This window comes from Microbacterium sp. UNCCL10 (assembly GCF_000746195.1).
GTDB classification, from domain to species: Bacteria; Actinomycetota; Actinomycetes; order Actinomycetales; family Microbacteriaceae; genus Microbacterium; species Microbacterium saccharophilum.
This window is the reverse complement of the sequence record NZ_JQKT01000007.1, coordinates 447,451-465,302: the sequence shown is the minus strand read 5'-3', so window position 1 is coordinate 465,302 and position 17,852 is coordinate 447,451. Positions and strand designations below refer to the sequence as shown.

Annotated in this window: 17 protein-coding genes and 1 tRNA gene; 8 read left to right on the top strand and 10 right to left on the bottom strand. The window is 72.0% G+C overall.

Going from position 1 to position 17,852, the window contains the following annotated elements:
- Positions 1-182 precede the first annotated feature (182 nt).
- From nhaA to BR85_RS02430, 3 genes are read left to right on the top strand one after another with little or no spacing between them, the layout of a single operon-like run.
- Entirely contained in the window at positions 183-1,973 is a 1,791-nt protein-coding gene (nhaA, locus tag BR85_RS02440) for a Na+/H+ antiporter NhaA (RefSeq protein WP_424960586.1), read from the top strand.
- Positions 1,974-1,983: 10 nt separating this feature from the next.
- Positions 1,984-3,615, top strand: a complete 1,632-nt coding sequence (locus BR85_RS02435; RefSeq protein WP_028495084.1) for an FAD-dependent oxidoreductase — start codon at positions 1,984-1,986, stop codon at positions 3,613-3,615.
- A 26-nt stretch (positions 3,616-3,641) separates the two neighbouring features.
- A complete protein-coding gene (locus BR85_RS02430) occupies positions 3,642-3,989 on the top strand; it encodes a UBP-type zinc finger domain-containing protein (protein WP_028495083.1) in 348 nt (115 codons plus the stop codon).
- A 6-nt stretch (positions 3,990-3,995) separates the two neighbouring features.
- On the opposite strand, the gene BR85_RS02425 is transcribed toward BR85_RS02430, so the two are convergent.
- Complete coding sequence (locus BR85_RS02425) at positions 3,996-4,475, bottom strand: YbaK/EbsC family protein (RefSeq protein WP_028495082.1); 480 nt, start codon at positions 4,473-4,475, stop codon at positions 3,996-3,998.
- Positions 4,476-4,635: 160 nt separating this feature from the next.
- Between BR85_RS02425 and BR85_RS02420 the strand changes: the two genes are divergently transcribed.
- Positions 4,636-5,712, top strand: a complete 1,077-nt coding sequence (locus BR85_RS02420; protein WP_028495081.1) for a Glu/Leu/Phe/Val dehydrogenase family protein — start codon at positions 4,636-4,638, stop codon at positions 5,710-5,712.
- Between the two features lie 349 nt (positions 5,713-6,061).
- Complete coding sequence (locus tag BR85_RS02415) at positions 6,062-6,928, top strand: formate/nitrite transporter family protein (RefSeq protein ID WP_028495080.1); 867 nt, start codon at positions 6,062-6,064, stop codon at positions 6,926-6,928.
- A gap of 277 nt (positions 6,929-7,205) precedes the next feature.
- Here BR85_RS02415 and BR85_RS02410 read toward each other — a convergent pair whose 3' ends face one another.
- The 9 genes from BR85_RS02410 to galU all read right to left on the bottom strand — a co-directional run bounded on the left by BR85_RS02410 (position 7,206) and on the right by galU (position 16,390).
- Positions 7,206-7,901 carry a sirohydrochlorin chelatase gene (locus tag BR85_RS02410; protein ID WP_028495079.1) on the bottom strand — a complete coding sequence of 232 codons (696 nt, stop codon included), beginning with the start codon at positions 7,899-7,901 and terminating at the stop codon, positions 7,206-7,208.
- Positions 7,898-9,028 (bottom strand): uroporphyrinogen-III synthase, encoded by a 1,131-nt coding sequence (locus BR85_RS02405; protein ID WP_028495078.1) that lies wholly within the window; start codon positions 9,026-9,028, stop codon positions 7,898-7,900. The genes BR85_RS02410 and BR85_RS02405 overlap by 4 nt, the downstream gene beginning before the upstream one ends.
- A complete protein-coding gene (gene cobA / locus BR85_RS02400) occupies positions 9,025-10,260 on the bottom strand; it encodes a uroporphyrinogen-III C-methyltransferase (protein WP_028495077.1) in 1,236 nt (411 codons plus the stop codon). Before cobA ends, BR85_RS02405 begins: the two co-directional genes overlap by 4 nt.
- A 1-nt stretch (position 10,261) precedes the next feature.
- Complete coding sequence (nirD, locus tag BR85_RS02395) at positions 10,262-10,618, bottom strand: nitrite reductase small subunit NirD (RefSeq protein ID WP_036272152.1); 357 nt, start codon at positions 10,616-10,618, stop codon at positions 10,262-10,264.
- A complete protein-coding gene (gene nirB, locus BR85_RS02390) occupies positions 10,615-13,167 on the bottom strand; it encodes a nitrite reductase large subunit NirB (protein ID WP_028495076.1) in 2,553 nt (850 codons plus the stop codon). The genes nirD and nirB overlap by 4 nt, the downstream gene beginning before the upstream one ends.
- A 426-nt stretch (positions 13,168-13,593) precedes the next feature.
- Positions 13,594-13,666, bottom strand: a tRNA-Ala gene (locus BR85_RS02385).
- Between the two features lie 66 nt (positions 13,667-13,732).
- Positions 13,733-14,746 carry a hypothetical protein gene (locus tag BR85_RS02380; protein ID WP_028495075.1) on the bottom strand — a complete coding sequence of 338 codons (1,014 nt, stop codon included), beginning with the start codon at positions 14,744-14,746 and terminating at the stop codon, positions 13,733-13,735.
- A gap of 110 nt (positions 14,747-14,856) precedes the next feature.
- Positions 14,857-15,486, bottom strand: coding sequence for a GNAT family N-acetyltransferase (locus tag BR85_RS02375; protein WP_028495074.1), 630 nt, complete (start codon positions 15,484-15,486; stop codon positions 14,857-14,859).
- Between the two features lie 25 nt (positions 15,487-15,511).
- Entirely contained in the window at positions 15,512-16,390 is an 879-nt protein-coding gene (galU, locus tag BR85_RS02370) for a UTP--glucose-1-phosphate uridylyltransferase GalU (protein ID WP_028495073.1), read from the bottom strand.
- A gap of 83 nt (positions 16,391-16,473) precedes the next feature.
- Here galU and BR85_RS02365 point away from each other — a divergent pair, with 83 nt between their 5' ends.
- The 3 genes from BR85_RS02365 to mscL are packed head-to-tail and all read left to right on the top strand — an operon-like array spanning position 16,474 to position 17,848.
- Complete coding sequence (locus tag BR85_RS02365) at positions 16,474-17,061, top strand: 5-formyltetrahydrofolate cyclo-ligase (protein WP_028495072.1); 588 nt, start codon at positions 16,474-16,476, stop codon at positions 17,059-17,061.
- Between the two features lie 15 nt (positions 17,062-17,076).
- Positions 17,077-17,358, top strand: a complete 282-nt coding sequence (locus BR85_RS15105; RefSeq protein ID WP_036272149.1) for an FmdB family zinc ribbon protein — start codon at positions 17,077-17,079, stop codon at positions 17,356-17,358.
- Between the two features lie 34 nt (positions 17,359-17,392).
- Complete coding sequence (mscL, locus tag BR85_RS02355; protein WP_028495071.1) at positions 17,393-17,848, top strand: large conductance mechanosensitive channel protein MscL; 456 nt, start codon at positions 17,393-17,395, stop codon at positions 17,846-17,848.
- Positions 17,849-17,852 lie beyond the last annotated feature (4 nt).

The window sequence follows — 17,852 nt, the reverse complement described above, 5'->3', positions numbered from 1 at the left end:
TCACCGGCGTCACCGCCGCGCCGTTGCGGGCGCGGGCGCCCCGGGTGGAAACTGGGCGGAATCCCGACGCCTCCCGAAGGGTTCCCACTCGTATGACGGAACTGTCGATCCTCGAACAGCCGACGTCCGGCACCCACACCCACGAGAGCCGTGGCCCCTCCATCGCCGCCCGCATCTCCGCAATGGGCCAGAACCGGATCGGCGCGCTCCTCCTCCTCATCGCGACGGCCGCCGCGATCGTCTGGGCAAACCTGGCGACCGGGTCGTACGCGGCGTTCTGGGAGACGCACCTGACCGTCGGAGTCGGCGACATCCAGCTCGACTTCACGCTGCACGCCCTCGTCAACGACGCACTGATGGCGATCTTCTTCTTCACCGTCGGACTCGAGGTGCGGCGGGAGTTCGCGATCGGCGAGCTCACGAGCTGGTCGCGCGCCATGGTCCCCGTGATCGCCGCGATCGCGGGGCTGGCCCTCCCCGCCCTGCTGTTCGTCCTCATCGCCGCCCCGTCCGGGCACGTCGGCGCGTGGGGCGTCGTGATCTCGACCGACACGGCGTTCCTCGTCGGCGCCCTCGCGCTCATCGGCCCACGGGTGCCGGGACGCCTCCGCGTCTTCCTCCTCGCCCTCGCCGTCGTCGACGACATCGGGGCGCTCAGCATCATCGCGCTCGTCTACACGGGGGACTTCACTCCCTACCCGCTCATCGTCGCCGCCATCGGGCTCGCGGGCGTCTACGCGACGCGTTACCTGCGGGGCGGGCGGGGCCCGGTGTACGCGACCCTCGCGATCATCGTGTGGTTCGCGTTCCTGGCCTCCGGCGTGCACCCGACGCTCGCCGGCGTCGCGATCGCCCTGCTGGTGCCCGTGTACCGTCCCGACCGGCGCGACGTCGAGCACGCCCTCGAACTCGCGCGCACGTTCCGCCAGTCACCGAGCTCGGAGTACGCGCGGGCGGCGGCGAACAGCCTCCGCGAATCGATCTCCATCAACGAGCGACTGCAGTCCGCCTACGCGCCGTACGTCGCGTACGTCATCCTGCCCCTGTTCGCGCTCGCGAACGCCGGCGTGGTCCTGAGCCCGGAGATCCTCGCCGCCGCCGCGCAGTCGGCGCTCACGTGGGGCATCATCGCGGGGCTCGTCGTCGGCAAGCTCGTCGGCGTCCTGGGGTCCACGAGCATCCTGAAGCTGCTGCGCGTCGGCGAGTTCGGGCCGGGGCTGACGCTCGACCGGATCGCCGGCGGCGGCGCGCTCTGCGGCATCGGCTTCACGATCTCGCTGTTCATCATCGACCTCGCGGTCGACGACCCGGCCGCCCAGAACGAGGCGCGGGTCGGCGTCCTCGCCGCGTCCGTCATCGCCTTCGTCCTCGCGACGATCGTCTTCCGCATCTCCGACGCCCTGCGGCCCGACCTCAACACGGGGCAGACGCTCGTGCGTCCCGTCGACCCGGCCCGCGACCACATGTACGGCCCCGCCGACGCGCCGTACACGATCGTCGAGTACGGCGACTTCCAGTGCGGCTTCTGCCTCAAGGCATCCGGTTCGATCCAGGAGGTCCACGACGAGCTCGGCGATCAGCTGCGGTACGTATGGCGGCACGCCCCGCTCGTCCAGCAGCATCCGAACGCCCTCGCCGGCGCGGAGGCGTCGGAGGCCGCCGCCATGCAGGGCCGGTTTTTCGAGTTCGAACGGGGCCTGTTCGCCGACCAGGACAACCAGCGCCCCACCGACATCATCCGGCTCGCGCAGAACCTCGGCCTGGACGTCGCGCGGTTCGAGCGCGACCTCGTCTCCCCCGAGGTGGCCTCCCGCGTCCGCGACGACATGTTCGACGCGGAGGCCATGGGCATCACCTCCGTCCCCACCTTCCTCGTCAACGGCCGGCGGCACACCGGCCCGTACGACGCGCAGTCGCTCATCCGCGCCCTGCAGTCCACCGCGGGCGGCCCCGACGCGTCCCCAGGTCACTAGCCTGTCTGCCATGGAAGCTGAGAAGAACCCGGTGATCTCACCGACCCTCACCGACGCCCAGTGGGAGCGGCTGGCCGCCGCCGGCACCCCGCAGGACGTCCAGCCCGGAGACCTCGTGTTCCAGGCCGGCCAGTCCGACTACGACCTCATCCTCATCGAGTCCGGTGAGGTGGAGATCGTCCGCGACGCGCTGCGCTGGGTGGGCGAGGCCGTCATCACGACGATGGGGCCGCGGACGTTCGCCGGCGAACTGGGCCTCCTCAACGGTCAGAGCGCCTTCCTCACCGCCCGCGTGACGCAGCCGGGCCGCGTCATCCGCGTGTCCCGGACGGAGCTCCGCGACGTCATGAACGAGGACGACGAGCTGTGCGACCTGATCCTGCACGCCCTCTGGGCGCGGCGCGAGTCGCTGCGCAGCGGGCCCGCGGCGATGACGCTCAAGTTCGTGGGCTCGACGACCTCGAACGAGTTCCTCGCGCTCCGCCGCTTCGCGGAGCGCCTCGACCTCGTGCACGCGGCCGTCGCCCTCCCGCCGGGCGAGCTCGGCACGCTCGCCGGCCACGACTTCACGGCCGCCGACCTGCCGATCGCGTTCATCCAGGGTGAGCCGATCCCGCACGCGACGCCGGGGATCGTCGCCGAGCAGCTCGGCCTCAGCTACCAGGCGCAGGCCGACGAGGTCGTCGACCTCGTCGTCGTCGGCGGCGGTCCCGCGGGTCTCGCCGCCGCGATCTACGGCGCGTCCGAGGGGCTCAGCACCGTCCTGCTGGATGCCGTGGCCCCGGGCGGGCAGGCGGCGTCGACGTCGCGCATCGAGAACTTCCTCGGGTTCCCGTTCGGCGTGAGCGGCGCCGACCTCATCGGGCAGGCGACCCTGCAGGCGCTGAAGTTCGGCGTCCGCGTGTACGCCCCGTGCGAGGCCGTCGGGCTCGAGCCGGTCGGCCGCGAGCTGGATGTGACCCTGTCGGACGGCCGCCTCATCCGCGCCCGGAGCGCCATCATCACCTCCGGCGCCGCGTACCGCAGCCTCGACCTGGAGCGATGGGAGGACTTCGAGCGCGCCGGCATCTACTACGCCGCGACGCCCCTCGAGCTGCGGCAGGTCGCCGGGTCGCGGGTCGTCGTCGTGGGCGGGGCGAACTCCGCCGGCCAGGCCGCCCTGTACCTCGCCGCGAACGGCTGCGCCGTCGACCTCGTCGTGCGCGGCACCGACCTCCGCACCCGCATGTCGTCCTACCTCGCCGACCGTCTCGGCGAGGAGCCGCGCGTCCGCATCCACACCGGGGCGAACGTCGTGGGACTCGACGGCGCCGAGTCGCTCGAGACGGTGCGCATCGACTGCGTCGGCGATGTCTCCGCGCGGGGCCTGTTCTGCTTCATCGGCGCCGACCCGGCGACATCCTGGCTGCCGACCCTCGACCGCGACGCGGAGGGCTTCATCCGCACCGGCACCGACATCGCCGTCCAGTCGCTGCAGCGCTGGCAGGGCCTCGGCCGCGAGCCGTTCCCGTTCGAGACCTCCACGCCGCGGGTCTTCGCCGCCGGCGACGTGCGTCGCGGCTCGATGAAGCGCGTGGCCGCCGCCGTCGGTGAAGGGTCGAGCGCTGTGGCCTCCGTGCACCGCGCCCTCGCCGCCGTGTGAACCCGCCGCCGGCTCGGAAGGAAACCATGACTGAGGGCTTCAACACGACCGTCCCGCCGTCGGGCACGGGCTGCGCCGAGTGCGACGACCTCGACGGCTGGTGGGTGCATCTGCGACGCTGTGCGCAGTGCGGGCACATCGGATGCTGCGACATGTCGCTGGGCCGTCACGCGACCGCGCACTTCGCCGCCACCGGGCACCGGTACATGCAGAGCTTCGAGCCCGGCGAGGACTGGTTCTGGGACTACGTGGACGGCGAGACCGTCGACGGCCCCGAGCTCGCGCCGCCGCTCAGCCGTCCGGACTCGCAGCCGTCGCCCGGGCCGCGCGGGCGCGTCCCGCACGACTGGCGGGCGATCCTCGAGCGCGGCTGAGCCCGCTCAGTCCACCTTGCCGACGGTCCCGCCGGTCAGGCGCACGAGTTCGTCGAACGTGAGCGGGAACACGGTGTGCGGCGTGCCGCCGGCGGCCCAGATCTCCGGGTAGGCGGCGAGGTCCTCATCCACGATCGTCGTGAGCGGCGCAGGGTGACCGGTCGGCGCGACGCCGCCGATCGCCTGCCCGGTCGCCTCGCGCACCTGCTCGACGCTCGCGCGGGCGATCGTGCCGCGACCGAGCCGCTCCGCGAGCGCAGGGGTGTCGACGCGGTGCGCGCCGCTCGTCATGACCAGGAGCGGCTCCCCGTCCGACCAGAAGACGAGGCTGTTGGCGATCGCACCGACCTCGACGCCCAGCGCCGCGGCCGCGAGCGGCGCCGTGGACGCGGCATCCGGCAGCACGACGATCTCGCCTGCGATGCCTGCGGCGCGCAGAGCATCGTGGACGATCCGGCTGCGCGTCGGCAGGTGTGCGGCGCTCATGCGGCGGTAACCGGGAGTGCAGAACAAGAGGCGAGAGGGCGCATGAGCTCAGCCTATTGCCCGTGACCTTCCGCTCTTCCTGGGGCACAATGGATGCGGATGCCGCAACGCCGCGACGTCCGAAGCGCAGCGCCCACAAGGCCGCCGAAGAAGGAACGCGATGACGCACAGCCTGCCCTTGCCCGATTTCACCCACGAGCGCGTGGAGGTGATCACGGGCCGACGCAGTGGCCTGGTGATCATCGTCGCGCTGCACTCCTCCGTCCTCGGCTCCGCGCTCGGCGGGGCACGCCTCTGGACCTACCCGCACTACAGCGACGCGATCGGCGACGCCCTGCGACTGTCCGCCGCCATGACCTTGAAGAACGCCGCCGCAGGACTGGATGCCGGGGGCGGCAAGGCCGTCATCTGCCTGCCGCCGAGCACCGAGCTCGACGCCGCGCGCCGACGCGCCGCGTTCCTTGACCTCGGCGACGCCGTCGAGGCGTTCGGGGGCCTGTACCGCACCGCGGAGGACGTCGGATCGACGACGGACGACATGCTCGTCGTCAGCGAGCGCACCGAGCACGTCGTCGGACTCCCCGACGCCGTGGGCGGCTCCGGCGAGCCCGCCGGACCCACGAGCCTCGGTGTGTACGAGGCGCTGCGGGCGACGCTCGAGCGCGTCACGGGATCGCCCGACCCATCCGGCCGCCGCATCACGATCTCCGGCCTCGGCCAGGTGGGCAGCCGCCTCGCCGTCCGCCTGTCGACGGAGGGCGCCGTGCTCACCGTCACCGACGTGAACCCGCTCAAGCGCGACCTCGCCGTCGAACTCGGGGCACGCTGGGCCGATCCCGGCACCGAGCACCTCGTCCCGGCCGACGTCTTCGTGCCCGCGGGCATCGGCGGGCTCCTCACCGACGAGGTCATCGACGCCCTCGACGCGAAGGCTGTGTGCGGGCCGGCGAACAACCCGCTGGCCGATCACGCCGGTGCCGATCGCCTGGCCGCTCGCGGCATCCTGTACGCACCCGACTTCGTCGTCAATGCGGGCGGCGTGCTGTACCTCGACCTCGTCGCGAAGCAGCTCGCGTCGCGGGATGAGATCATGGCCCGCGTCGCGGGCATCGGCGACACCGTGCGGCGCATCTTCGACGACGCGGACGCCCGCGGCGTCACGCCGCTCGCCGCAGCGGAGGCCCTCGCCGCACAGCGCCTCGGCGCGGACACCCGGGAGCCGGTGCCCGCGAACTGAGACATTGGGGGAACAGCGCAGGGCGGTGGTCGGGGGGCCGCCGCCCTGCGCGCCTCCCCCTGTCGTTCGGTTAGGCGCCGTACACGCCGCACCCCGGAGCAATCTGCAGGACCGAGTGTGACGCCTGTGACCCGTGAGGCTCATCGGCCCCATCCGTCACACTCCGTCCTGCATTTCGTCGCGCCGGTCCCGTCAGACTCACGTGCGCGCCGGCCGCTTCTCACGAATGAGGCGGGGCGGGTGTGAGCGGAGTGTTCGCACGATGCAACACCGCGAACCGCCGCCGGAAACGCACGCGAGGGATGCTGAAGCCCACTCACTCGGATGCGTCACCGATCTGGAGGCCCAGATGTCCTACGTCAAGCCCGCTCAACTTGTGACCCGCATGGTGGATGCCGGCGAGTCCAAAGTCTTCATGTCCACCCGCGACACGCTCATCCGCTCTGTCATGGGCGGCGCGATCCTCGCGCTGGCCGCCGCGTTCGCGGTCACGGTCTCGGTGCAGACCGGTCAGCCGCTGCTCGGGGCCGTCCTCTTCCCGGTCGGTTTCGTCCTCCTCTACCTGCTCGGCTTCGATCTGCTCACCGGCGTCTTCACGCTCGCGCCGCTCGCCTGGGTCGACAAGCGCCCCGGCGTCACGATCGGCGGAGTGCTCCGCAACTGGGGGCTCGTGTTCCTCGGCAACTTCGGCGGCGCGTTCCTCGTCGCCATCCTGATGGCGATCTACTTCACCTACGGCTTCTCCACCGAGCCCAGCCCCGTCGGCCAGGCGATCGGCGAGATCGGCCACGGCCGCACGATCGGCTACGCCGACCACGGCGCCGCCGGCATGCTGACCCTCTTCATCCGCGGTGTCCTCTGCAACTGGATGGTGTCCACCGGCGTCGTGGCCGCGATGATGTCCGACAGCGTCGCGGGCAAGGTCATCGGCATGTGGCTGCCGATCATGCTCTTCTTCTACATGGGCTTCGAGCACTCGATCGTCAACATGTTCCTGTTCCCGTCGGGGCTGCTCCTGGGCGCCGACTTCACGCTCTGGGACTACCTCCTGTGGAACGAGATCCCGACCGTCATCGGCAACCTCGTGGGCGGCGTCACGTTCGTGGCGGCGACGCTGTACGCGACGCACGGCCGCACGGCACCGGCCCGGATTCCGACGGTCCGGGTGCGCCGCCCCAAGCCCGACGCGCAGAAGGAACTGGTCCCGCAGGCCTAAGGCTCTGCGGACGCGCCCTCGCCGACCTGTCGGCGGGGGCGTTCCCGCGCGTTCGCGTCGTCGGGGCTGGCGGGCTCACCCGCCTGGCCCGCGCAAGCGCGCCGGCGGTCCTCCCTGCCCGGCTCAGGCGATCAGCCCGGATCAGGCTGGTTTCGCGGGCATCTGCCTGACCCGGGCGGATTGCCTGACTCCGGCCGGCCCGCGCGAATCCGGCAAGCCCCGCGCGAATCCAGCCGTCCTTGCCCCTCAGCCTCCGCGCCGCCCACTCCCCCGCAGGTCACCCCGCGGCGGACGCCGCCACCGCGGCCGTGAACCGATCCGCGACGATGCGCGCGATGCGCGGATCGGCGCCGAGCGGCGCCGTCGTGAGGTCGGCACCGGCGCCGCGCACGACGTCCGCGAAGTGCCCGGGCGCCAGAACGTAGCTCAGGCACACGACGCGTTCAGCGCCGTCCGCCCGCGCCTGAGCCACGGCATCCGCGATGCGCGGCGTCGCCCCGGCCGCGAAGCCGACGGAGACGGGCACCGACACGCGCCCGCGCAGATCCGCCGCCGTCGCCTCGACGTCGACGACCGCGACGGCCTCCGATGATCCCGCAGCGGCGAGCACGAGGTGGTCGCCGGGACGCACCCCCGCTGGGCCGACGGTCTCGGCAAGGCGCGCGAGGAGCACTTCCGACATGAGCGGATGCGGTCCGAGCGGCGCCGTCTGCACGGCATCCGCGCGCGAGCCCACGGCCCGCGCGATGTCGACCTTCGTGTGATATCCGCGGGACAGCAGCAGCGGCACGACGACCAGCGGACCGGTGACGCCGGCGACGACGCCACCCACCTCCGGCTCCTGGACGTCTACGAAGGTGGGGAGCACCGCAACGTCCGGCAACTCCACGCGCACGGCCTCCACGATCTCGGCCACGACGCGACGTCCCACCGGCGAGCGTGTGCCGTGCGAACACGCGACGAGCGTCGTCATTCCTCGCTCCTGACGTTGAGGCGGTAGCCGCGTTTCACGACGGTCTTGATGACGTCCGGCGCCCCGAGCGCCTCGCGCACCCGGGCGACCGCCATCTCGACGGCGTGCGTGCTCGGGGCCGAGCGAGACAGCGAACTCTGCAGCTTCTCGCGGGGCACGACGCTTCCGGCCGCGTCGAACAGCATCCCGAGCAGTTCGACACCGGAGCGCGACAGCGGGACGAACCGCTCATCGAGGACCGCTCCCCCACTGCGCAGCTCGAGGCGGCCGCCGACGGTCTCCCGCACGGGAGCCCCGCCACCGCCGAAGTGTCCGACGACGCACCGGACGAGCGAGCCCAGGCGGCCCCGCTCGGCGATGGTCGTGCGCATGCCGACATCCTGCAGCGGACCGGCCGTGATCGGGCCGACGGCAGCGATCAGCAGCCGCCCGCTCTGCGAGCGCCGGACGATGGCGTCCAGCGCGCCGTCGCGCTCCGCCTCGGCGAGCCACTGCGACGCGCCGGGCGCAGAGGTGAACAGGACGGCGTCGATCTCGCCCGCCGCGGTCTGCGCGACGGACCGGCGTACGGCATCCGGGTCGGCGGGCGGCCCCCAGCGGTACACGGTCATGCTCACGACCTCGGCGCCGTGGCCGCTGAACAGCTCGTCGAGGCCGTCCGCGCCCGACCCGTGGTGCTGCACGGCGACCCGCCTGCCCGCGACGCCCTGCGCGACGAGGTACTCGCCGAGCTCGGCGGAGGTCTCCGACTCGGCGACCCAGTCCGCCGTGAGCCCGGCCTGCTGGATGGCGCCCCGCGCCTTCGGCCCACGCGCGACGATCTGCGCGCCGCTCAGCGCCTCGGTGAGCCCGGTGACGAGATCAGCTTCGATGGCGGCCTCGATCCAGCCGCGGAACCCGATGCCGGTCGTGACCACGACGATGTCGGGCGGGTCGGCGATGAGCTCGCGAGTGCGCTCGAGAAGCGCAGCGTCATCGATGTGCGGCACGATCGTCAGCGCCGGCGCCGCGCGGACCTGCGCGCCGTGACGCTCCAGCGCGGCGGCGAGTTCGCCCGATCGCCGATCCACGGCGATGACGATCGCGCAGCCCTGCAGCGCCGCCGACAGCGGCTCGCGTTCGGTCACCGCGTCGCTTCTCCGACCCACGCGGGCGCGGGGAGAAGGAACCCCGCGCGGGCGACGTCGCCGACGACGATGACGGCGGGGTTGCGCACTCCCACCGCGCGCGCCTCGTCGGCCGCGTGGCCCAGAGTCGTGTGCGTGGTCCGCTGGCTCGGCGTGTGCCCGTTCTCGATGATCGCGACGGGCCGGTCGTCCGCGACGCCGGCGCGCCGGGCGGCCTCGGCGATCCGCGGCAGCGCGCGGACGCCCATCAGGATGACGGTGGTCACGGCGTCGTCGGCGAGGGCGGCGAGCGTCGCGGGCGTCACTTCGGCCTGGCCGTTGACGACGTGGAACGCCATGGCGGTGCCGCGATGGGTGACCGGGATGCCGGCGGCCTGCGGCACCGAGATGGCGCTGCTCGTTCCGGGGACGACGTCGACGGGGATGCCGGCAGCCACGCACGCGAGGACCTCCTCGCCGCCGCGACCGAAGACGAACGGGTCGCCGCCCTTGAGCCGGACGACGCGCTTGCCGGCGCGGGCGTGCGCCACGAGGAGCTCGTTGATCTCCTCCTGCGGCACGGGGTGCGAGCCGGGCTCCTTGCCGACGTCGATGCGGAGCACGTCCGCCGGCAGCTCGGCGAGGAGCTCGGCGGCGGGGCCGAGCCGATCGGCGACGACGACGTCGGCCTCGGCGATGAGGCGGCGGGCGCGGACCGTCATGAGATCGACGGGTCCGGGCCCGCCGCCGACGAGGTCGACGCGGCCGGGCGCGCCGCTGCGGCGACGCCGCAGCGGCAGCGCACCTCGGGCGAAGAGCAGCGCGATCGCGTCGCGGACCGAGGCGGAGCGCCGCGGGTCGACGCCGGCGTCGGAGACGACGCCGACGATGACGTCGCCGGATCCGGTCTGCGCCGTCAGGCGAGCGCTGCCGTGCGCGCCGTCGGACGCGTTGACGCACAGGACGCGCCGACGCTCGGCCGCCGCGGCGACCGCCAGGTCGACGCGGGCGTCGCCGGTCGCAGTGTGGACGAGCCACGCGCCGGCGAGGTCGGCGCGCCGGAACCGGCGTGCCGACCACGCGACCCCGTGCGCCTCGACCAGGGCGCGCGTCTCCGGCGCAAGCTCGGGCGCGACGATGCGGACGCGTGCCCCGTCGTCGACGAAGCGGGGCAGACGGCGGGCGGTGACGGAGCCGCCGCCGACCATGAGCACGTCGCGGCCGGCGAGGGAGACTCCGAGCATCGTGGTCATCTCACTCCTCCCAGCGCAGGTACAGGTCATCGCCTCGTCGACCGACCGGCCACACCGTCAGGGCCCGAGGGTCTTTGCCGTGCGTCTCCAGACAGACACCGGTTCGCAGGTCGAAGACCTGCTTGTACATGGGCGACGCCACCGTGGGCGCGTCGCCTTTCGTGCCGACGATACCGCGCGAGATCACCTGGGCCCCGCTGTAGGGGTCACGATTCGACACAGCGTGCACCGTCCCGTCGCGGAGGAGGAAGAGCGCCACCTGCACCTCGCCGTACAGCGCCGCGCGCCCGCGCTCGGCCTCCAGGTCGCCGATCGCGCAGATCCAGACCCACGTCGGCGTCGCGACGAGGAGGCTCATCGCCGCACTGCCAGGGTCGTGCTGGCGATGAGGACGGCCTCGGATCGCCGTTCCGCGTCCGTCGCAGGGCGCACCTGGCCGCGCTCGGCGACATACGCGAGGGACGGGTCAGGAGTTGTGGGCGCGTTGACAAAGGACTCGAACCTTCGGAGCTTCTCCGGATCCGCGAGGGTCGCGGCCCACTCGTCCTCGTAGCCCTCGACGTGGCCGGCCATCGCGGCATCCAGGTCGGCGCAGATGCCGAGACTGTCGTCGAAGATGACGGCGCGCAGCTCGTCAAGCCCGCCCTCCAGCTCCTGGATCCACGGTGCGGTGCGCTGCAGGCGGTCGGCGGTGCGGATGTAGTACATGAAGTAGCGATCGATCGCGGTGATGAGCGCGTCGTCGTCGAGCCCTTCGGCGAGGAGCTCAGCGTGCCGCGGCGAGTAGCCGCCGTTGCCGCCGACGTACATGTTCCAGCCCTTCTCCGTCGCGATGACGCCGACGTCCTTCGACCGCGCCTCCGCGCATTCGCGCGCGCACCCGGACACCCCGAGCTTCAGCTTGTGCGGCGCACGCAGCCCGCGGTACCGCAGCTCGAGCCGCACGGCCATCCCGACCGAGTCGAGCACGCCGTAGCGGCACCACGTCGACCCGACGCAGGACTTCACGGTGCGCAGCGACTTGCCGTACGCGTGGCCGGATTCGAAGCCGGCATCCACGAGCCGCCGCCAGATGTCGGGCAGCTGCTCGAGCCGCGCGCCGAACATGTCCACCCGCTGACCGCCGGTGATCTTCGTGTACAGCGCGAAGTCGCGGGCGATCTCGCCGACCGTGATGAGACCCTCGGGCGTGACCTCGCCGCCCGGCATCCGCGGCACGACCGAGTAGGTGCCGTCCTTCTGCATGTTGGCCATGACGTGGTCGTTCGTGTCCTGCAGGGTCGCGTTCTCCCCGTCGAGCACGTGGCTGCCGGTGAGGACGGCGAGGATGCTGGCGAGTGCAGGCTTGCAGACATCGCATCCGCGGCCACGGCCGAACCGCTCGATGACGGCGCTGAAGGTGTCGAGGCCCGACACGCGGACGGCGTCGAAGAGCTGCCGCCGCGAGAGGTCGAAGTGCTCGCAGAGGGCGTGCGAGACGGTGCGGCCCATCTTCCCGAGTTCACGACCGACGATCTTTCCGACGGCCACGACGCACGAGCCGCACGTGGCGCCGGCCTTCGTGCATGCCTTGACGGCCGCGGCATCCGTACAACCCTCTTCATGCACGGCGTGCCGGATGCGTCCTGCTGTCACGGCGGAGCAGGAGCAGACGATCGCCTCGTCGGGCAGGTCGCCACCCGGCAGCTCGACACCGCCCTCGGGCAGGAGGAACGCCGCAGGGTCTGCGCCCAGGGCCGTGCCGAGGAGGGGGCGGAGCGACCCATACGCCGAGGCGTCGCCGACGAGGATGCCGCCGAGCAGCGTCTTCGCGTCGTCGGAGAGGACGAGCTTCTTGTAGACGCCGGCGGACGGGTCGGCGTAGACGACGTCGAGGGCGCCTGGGGTCTCGGCGAACGCGTCGCCGAAGCTCGCGACGTCGACGCCTGTGAGCTTGAGCTTCGTGGAGAGGTCGTAGCCGTCGAAGGTCGCCTCACCGCCCAGGATGCGGGTGGCCGCGACCTCGGCCATCGCGTAGCCGGGTGCGACGAGACCGACTGCCGTGCCGCCGAAGTTCGCGACCTCGCCGATCGCCATGACGGTGGGATCGTCGGTGTCGCAACGCTCGTCGATGACGACGCCGCCGCGAGGATCACAGGTGAGGCCCGCCGCCCGGGCCAGCTCGTCGCGCGGCCGCACGCCGACGGTGAACACGACGACGTCGGCGGCGGCGTGGCTTCCGTCGCGGAACTCCAGCGCTGCGACGTTGCCGCTGCGGTCGGGCGTGAGGAGGGTCGTCAGAGCACTGGTGCGCACGCGGATGCCGCGGGCCTCGATGAGGCGTGCAAGCGCCTTCCCGGCGGGCAGGTCGAGCTGCGCGGACATGAGCCGGTCGCTGGACTGAACGACGGTCGCTTCGACCTCGAGCTGCTGCAGGGCGCCGGCGGCTTCGAGCCCGAGGAGGCCTCCGCCGATGACGTGACCGGTCAGCGGCCGGCCGAGCTCGCGTGAGCGGGCTTCGACGAACGCCCGCAGGCCGGCGACGTCGGCGAGGGTGCGATAGACGAAGCAGCCGGGCAGCGAGAAGCCGTCGACCGCGAGGCGGGCGGCGTAGGACCCGGTCGCGAGCACGAGCCGGTCATACCCGATGACCTCTCCGGAGCGGGTGACGACCTGACGCTCGGCGCGGTCGATCCGCCGCACCGGGTCGTCCGCAAGGAACCGCACGCGTGGGTCGGCGTCGATGTGGACGGGATCGAGGGTCAACTCATCCTCGCCGCGTCCGGCGAAGTAGCCGGTGAGCCCGACGCGGTCGTACGGATGCCGCCCTTCTTCGCCGATGAGGGTGACGGAGAGGTCGGCGTCGGTGCGGGTGAGCAAGCTCTCCAGGAATCGGTGCGCCACCATGCCGGCGCCGACGACCACGATGCGTTGCTGAGTCGGGGAAGGATTGTGGGACACGGGGCCTCCTGCCGATCGTCGACCGAAATCGAGCGATGAAGTCGTGCAGGCGACGCTACGAGTCGGGTGTTTCGGCGGGGGCGCGCGTTGGGTTACCCCGATCGAACGTCTTCCTCACAGTCTCCTGTGACCGAATGTGAGTTCCGGGTCACACGACGGGCCCGCCCGGGTCGCACAATGCCGTCTGACCGGGTCGCACAATGCCTCACACCGCCGTCTGACGGGGTCGCACGGCGCGAACTGCAGGACCCGGTGTGACGCCTGGTGCCACCGAGGCTCAGCGGCCCCACCAGTCACACTCGATCCTGCGGTTTGCACGGCACCGGCCGCCGCGGCCACGGGCACCAGCCCCGGGAAACGCGAAAGCCCCCGACGAGCGGGGGCTTTCTCCGGTGGACCTGAGGGGATTCGAACCCCTGACCTCTTCATTGCGAACGAAGCGCGCTACCAACTGCGCCACAGGCCCGTGAACCTCGAAAACACTATCACGATTGCAGCCCTCGACTTCACGCCGGATGCCGTCTGCCGCGGCTTACTGGCCGGAGGCGCGGCGCTCGAGCAGGCGGCGCACGTGCGCCTCGATCTCGGCGTCGTCGACGCGGCCCATGGCCGCGAAGTCGGGCTCGGCGGCGGCCGCACGGGTGCGGCGGGCCTCGTCGAGCGACGGCGGGGCGGCCGCCTCGGCGCGCTCGCGCATGGCCTCGTCGAGGGCGGCGCGGCGGAGGTCTTCGCGGGCGGCGGCGGCATCGAGCACGGCGGCGGCGCGGGAGCCGGCGGAGGCGGTGAGGGGCCGGGGCAGTTCGCGGGGCGTCCAGGCTTCGCGCTCCGACCCGAGCGCGACGTCCTGCAGGGCGGCGGCGGACCGCAGCGCGCCGTCGGCGACGGCTACGACGCGTCCGGCGGCGCGGCGCTGCACGGTCGACATCCGCTGCAGCATCCCCCCGCAGGCGACGGCGACCGCGGCGCCGGCCCACAGCAGCAGCTGCGACCCGGTGGTGACGACGATGACGGCGCCCCATCCGGCGAAGCCGACGGCGGCGATGCCCACGAGCGTGCAGATCAGGCGGGCCCGGCGCCGGGCGCGGGCGCGGCGCACGGCCGGTGCGGATGCGGCGGCCGCGGCCTCGGCGGCGGCGCGCTCGCGCGCCGCGGCGGCCCCGGCGGCCGCGCGGGCGCGCGCGATCTCGGCCTCGGCGCGCGCCTGCGCGCGGGCGATCTCGGCCTCGGCGCGCACGACCTCGGCTTCGGCGCGAGCGGTCTCCAGCTCGGCGCGGGCGCCCTCGAGCTCGGCGCTCTCCCGCTCGGCCTGCGCGCGACGCGCGAGCTTCTGCTGGGCGAGGGCGGTGCGGGCGTTGAGTTCCAGCCGGACCTCGTCGGGCGTCTGGCTCGTCTCGGCGAGCACGCGCAGCGCCTGGTTCAGGCGGACGGCGTTGCGCTCGGCGGCGTTGTACTGGTGCCGGGAGTGCCAGGACGGCAGCAGATAGACCATCCACAGCACGACGGCGACGAGCACCACCACGCCGCCACCCAGAACCTGCCCACCCATGCGGTCCACGGTATGTCCACGAGGCCCCGCGAACCCCGCACCCGCCCGCGTGTCTGAAGTTCGAGTCGAACTCGAAGGTTTCCTCCGCGCGCAGAAGCCCGGCCGGGCGGCTAGACCGACCTGCGGTCCGCCGGCGGAATCGCCGCGGCGTCGACGGGAGCGCGTCCGGACACCCAGCGCTCGAGCACGCCCTCGGGCACCTCTTCGCGCACGAGCGCGAACGCGTAGTGGTCGCGCCAGTCCCCGTCGATGTGGATGTATCTCCGCCGGAGCCCTTCGTAGCGGAAGCCGAGCTTCTCCACGACCCGCAGGCTCGCCTGGTTCTCCGGGCGGATGCAGATCTCCATGCGGTGGATGCGCAGCTCGCTGAAGCACAGATCGGTCGCGAGCGCCACGGCGGTCGGGGTGATCCCGCGGCCCGCGAACCGCTCGCTCACCCAGTATCCGATGGTCGCCGACGCGAGCGAACCGCGCGCGATCCCCCAGACATTGAGCTGCCCGGCGATCTCACCGTCGTACTCCATGACGAGTGGCACGCCGCCGCCGTCGCGGTACTGCTGCAGCAGCCGGCGGATGCCGACCTTCATGTCGAACGAGACCGGCCCGTCGGGGCTCGTGGCCTCCCACGGGCGCAGCCAGGAGCGGTTGCCGAGGAGCTCGTCCTGCAGGGCGCGCGCGTCGCGCTGCTTGACGAGCCGGATGGAGATCGGCCCATGCCGGCGGGGGACCGTCAGATCCATGCGCGCTCCCCTCGGCGAAGTGCCGTCACAGCCGCGACGCGAACTCCTTCAGCCAGGGTCGCAGCTCGGGTCCGAGATCGTCGCGGTCCGCTGCCAGCTGCACGATGGCCTTGATGTAGTCCACTCTATCGCCGGTGTCGTAGCGACGCCCCCGGAAGATCACGCCGTACACGCCGGTCGTGACGGCGAGTTCCTGCAGGGCGTCGGTGAGCTGGATCTCCCCGCCCTTGCCGGGCTCGGTGCGCTCCAGAATGTCGAAGACGTCGGGGGTCAGCACGTAGCGGCCGATGACGGCGTAGTTCGACGGCGCGTCCTCCTTGCTCGGCTTCTCGAGGAGCCCCGTGACCTTCACGACATCCGGGTCGTCGGTGGCCTCGACGGCCGCCGCGCCATACATGTGGATCTGGTCGGGGTCGACCTCCATGAGCGCGACGATGGTGAGGCCGGTGCGCTCGTTCTCCGCGAGCATCGTCGTCAGCAGCGGGTCGCGCTCGTCCATGAGGTCATCGCCCAGCAGCACGGCGAACGTCGATTCGCCGACGTGTGCGCGGGCGCGCAGCACCGCGTGACCGAGCCCCTTGGGCTCGCCCTGGCGCACGAAGTGGATGTCGGCGAGGTCGCTGGACTCCTGCACCTTCCGCAACCGGTCGAGGTCGCCCTTGTCGGTGAGCCGCGACTCGAGCTCCGGCACCGCGTCGAAATGGTTCGAGATGTTGTTCTTGTTGCGGCCCAGGATGATCAGGATGTCATCGATCCCGGCCTGCACCGCCTCTTCCACGACGTACTGGATGGCCGGCTTGTCCACGACCGGCAGCATCTCCTTCGGCATGGCCTTCGTGGCCGGCAGGAACCTGGTCCCGAGGCCCGCAGCGGGGATGACGGCTTTGATGCGCGTGTGAGGCATGGTCCACACTCTATCGACGTCCCGCCGCGCCCCTCGCGACCCCGGATGCCTTCGCGCGTCATGCGCCGCCTACAATCAGACCCATGACCGACGGCATCGACAACGCGAAGCGGGCGATGCGCGCCGACCTCCGCGAACGTCGGCAGCAGCGCTCCGCCGCTGCCCTGGAGTCCGCCGCGGACGGTGTGAAGGCCCAGCTCGACCGGCTCGTCGACGACCTCGGCGTCCGTTCGATGTCGTGCTTCCTGTCGACGACGACCGAGCCCGGCACGCGCGAGTTCATCCGGGATGCCGTGCAGCGCGGCATCCGGGTGCTTCTGCCGATCACCCGGGCGGACGGCCTGCTGGACTGGGCGGTCGCCGAAGCGGATGCCGACGTCACTGAGGGCATCTTCGGGATGCCGGAGCCCGTCGCCGACGTGCTGAGCCCGCTCGCCGTCAACGACGTCGACCTCCTCGTCATCCCCGCCGCCGCCGTCGACCGCACCGGCATGCGCCTCGGCTGGGGCCGGGGCTACTTCGACAAGACGATCGGCTCGATGGAGCGCTGCCCGCCCGTCTACGCCGTCATCTTCGACTCCGAGCTCGTCGACGAGGTCCCCCGGGACCTGCACGACCAGCCCGTCAGCGGTGTCGTCACCCCGACCCGCACCGTCTCGCTCGCCCACTGATCACCCCGAGGACCCATGCCCACCTACGCCTATGCCTGCAAGGAGTGCGGACACCGCTTCGACGCGGTCCAGTCCTTCTCCGAGCCCACCCTGACCGAGTGCCCGGTGTGCACCGGGACCCTGCGCAAGGAGTACGGCTCGATCGGCGTCACCTTCAACGGGTCGGGCTTCTACCGCACCGACTCGCGGGCTGGTAGCGGGTCGACCACGGGCGGGTCAAGCGGTAGCGGCTCCCCCTCATCTGCGCCATCATCGAAGTCCGAGGCAAAGGCCTCGCCCGCAGCGACGGGATCCTAGCCCGGCGGAAGCCGGCTGACGAAAGGGAGCTCACATGCTTCAGGGCTTCAAAGACTTCATCATGCGCGGCAACGTCATCGATCTTGCCGTCGCCGTCGTCATCGGCGGTGCGTTCACAGCCGTCGTCAACGCGATCGTCGCGAGCATCATCACGCCCATCGTCGCGCTGTTCTACCAGCCCGACGCGAGCGGCAACATCGGCCCCACGATCAACGGCATCTACGGTCAGCCCGTGACGTTCCCGCTCGGCGACCTGATCACCGCGATCATCAGCTTCCTGGCTGTCGCGCTCGTCGTGTACTTCGTGTTCGTCGTGCCGATGAACAGGTTCAAGGAGCGTCAGGCCGCGAAGGCCGGCGTCGTCGAGGACGCGGAGCCGCTGCCGACCGAGGCCGAGCTGCTCGTCCAGATCCGCGACCTGCTCGAGCAGAACGCCGCTGCCGGCGGCACGGCACCGGGCACCGTCCCCGGCGCACCGCGCCTGCCCTGACCAC

Excerpts from the sequence above, each read along its gene's own strand:
- BR85_RS02410 (WP_028495079.1), bottom strand. The coding sequence starts at position 7,901 with ATGACGACGCTCGTCGCGTGTTCGCACGGCACACGCTCGCCGGTGGGA.
- mscL (WP_028495071.1), top strand. The coding sequence starts at position 17,393 with ATGCTTCAGGGCTTCAAAGACTTCATCATGCGCGGCAACGTCATCGAT.
- BR85_RS02415 (WP_028495080.1), top strand. The coding sequence starts at position 6,062 with ATGTCCTACGTCAAGCCCGCTCAACTTGTGACCCGCATGGTGGATGCC.
- BR85_RS02380 (WP_028495075.1), bottom strand. The coding sequence starts at position 14,746 with ATGGGTGGGCAGGTTCTGGGTGGCGGCGTGGTGGTGCTCGTCGCCGTC.
- galU (WP_028495073.1), bottom strand. The coding sequence starts at position 16,390 with ATGCCTCACACGCGCATCAAAGCCGTCATCCCCGCTGCGGGCCTCGGG.
- BR85_RS02375 (WP_028495074.1), bottom strand. The coding sequence starts at position 15,486 with ATGGATCTGACGGTCCCCCGCCGGCATGGGCCGATCTCCATCCGGCTC.
- BR85_RS02435 (WP_028495084.1), top strand. The coding sequence starts at position 1,984 with ATGGAAGCTGAGAAGAACCCGGTGATCTCACCGACCCTCACCGACGCC.
- cobA (WP_028495077.1), bottom strand. The coding sequence starts at position 10,260 with ATGACCACGATGCTCGGAGTCTCCCTCGCCGGCCGCGACGTGCTCATG.
- nhaA (WP_424960586.1), top strand. The coding sequence starts at position 183 with ATGGGCCAGAACCGGATCGGCGCGCTCCTCCTCCTCATCGCGACGGCC.
- BR85_RS02365 (WP_028495072.1), top strand. The coding sequence starts at position 16,474 with ATGACCGACGGCATCGACAACGCGAAGCGGGCGATGCGCGCCGACCTC.
- BR85_RS02430 (WP_028495083.1), top strand. The coding sequence starts at position 3,642 with ATGACTGAGGGCTTCAACACGACCGTCCCGCCGTCGGGCACGGGCTGC.
- BR85_RS02420 (WP_028495081.1), top strand. The coding sequence starts at position 4,636 with ATGACGCACAGCCTGCCCTTGCCCGATTTCACCCACGAGCGCGTGGAG.
- BR85_RS02425 (WP_028495082.1), bottom strand. The coding sequence starts at position 4,475 with ATGAGCGCCGCACACCTGCCGACGCGCAGCCGGATCGTCCACGATGCT.
- BR85_RS15105 (WP_036272149.1), top strand. The coding sequence starts at position 17,077 with ATGCCCACCTACGCCTATGCCTGCAAGGAGTGCGGACACCGCTTCGAC.
- nirD (WP_036272152.1), bottom strand. The coding sequence starts at position 10,618 with ATGAGCCTCCTCGTCGCGACGCCGACGTGGGTCTGGATCTGCGCGATC.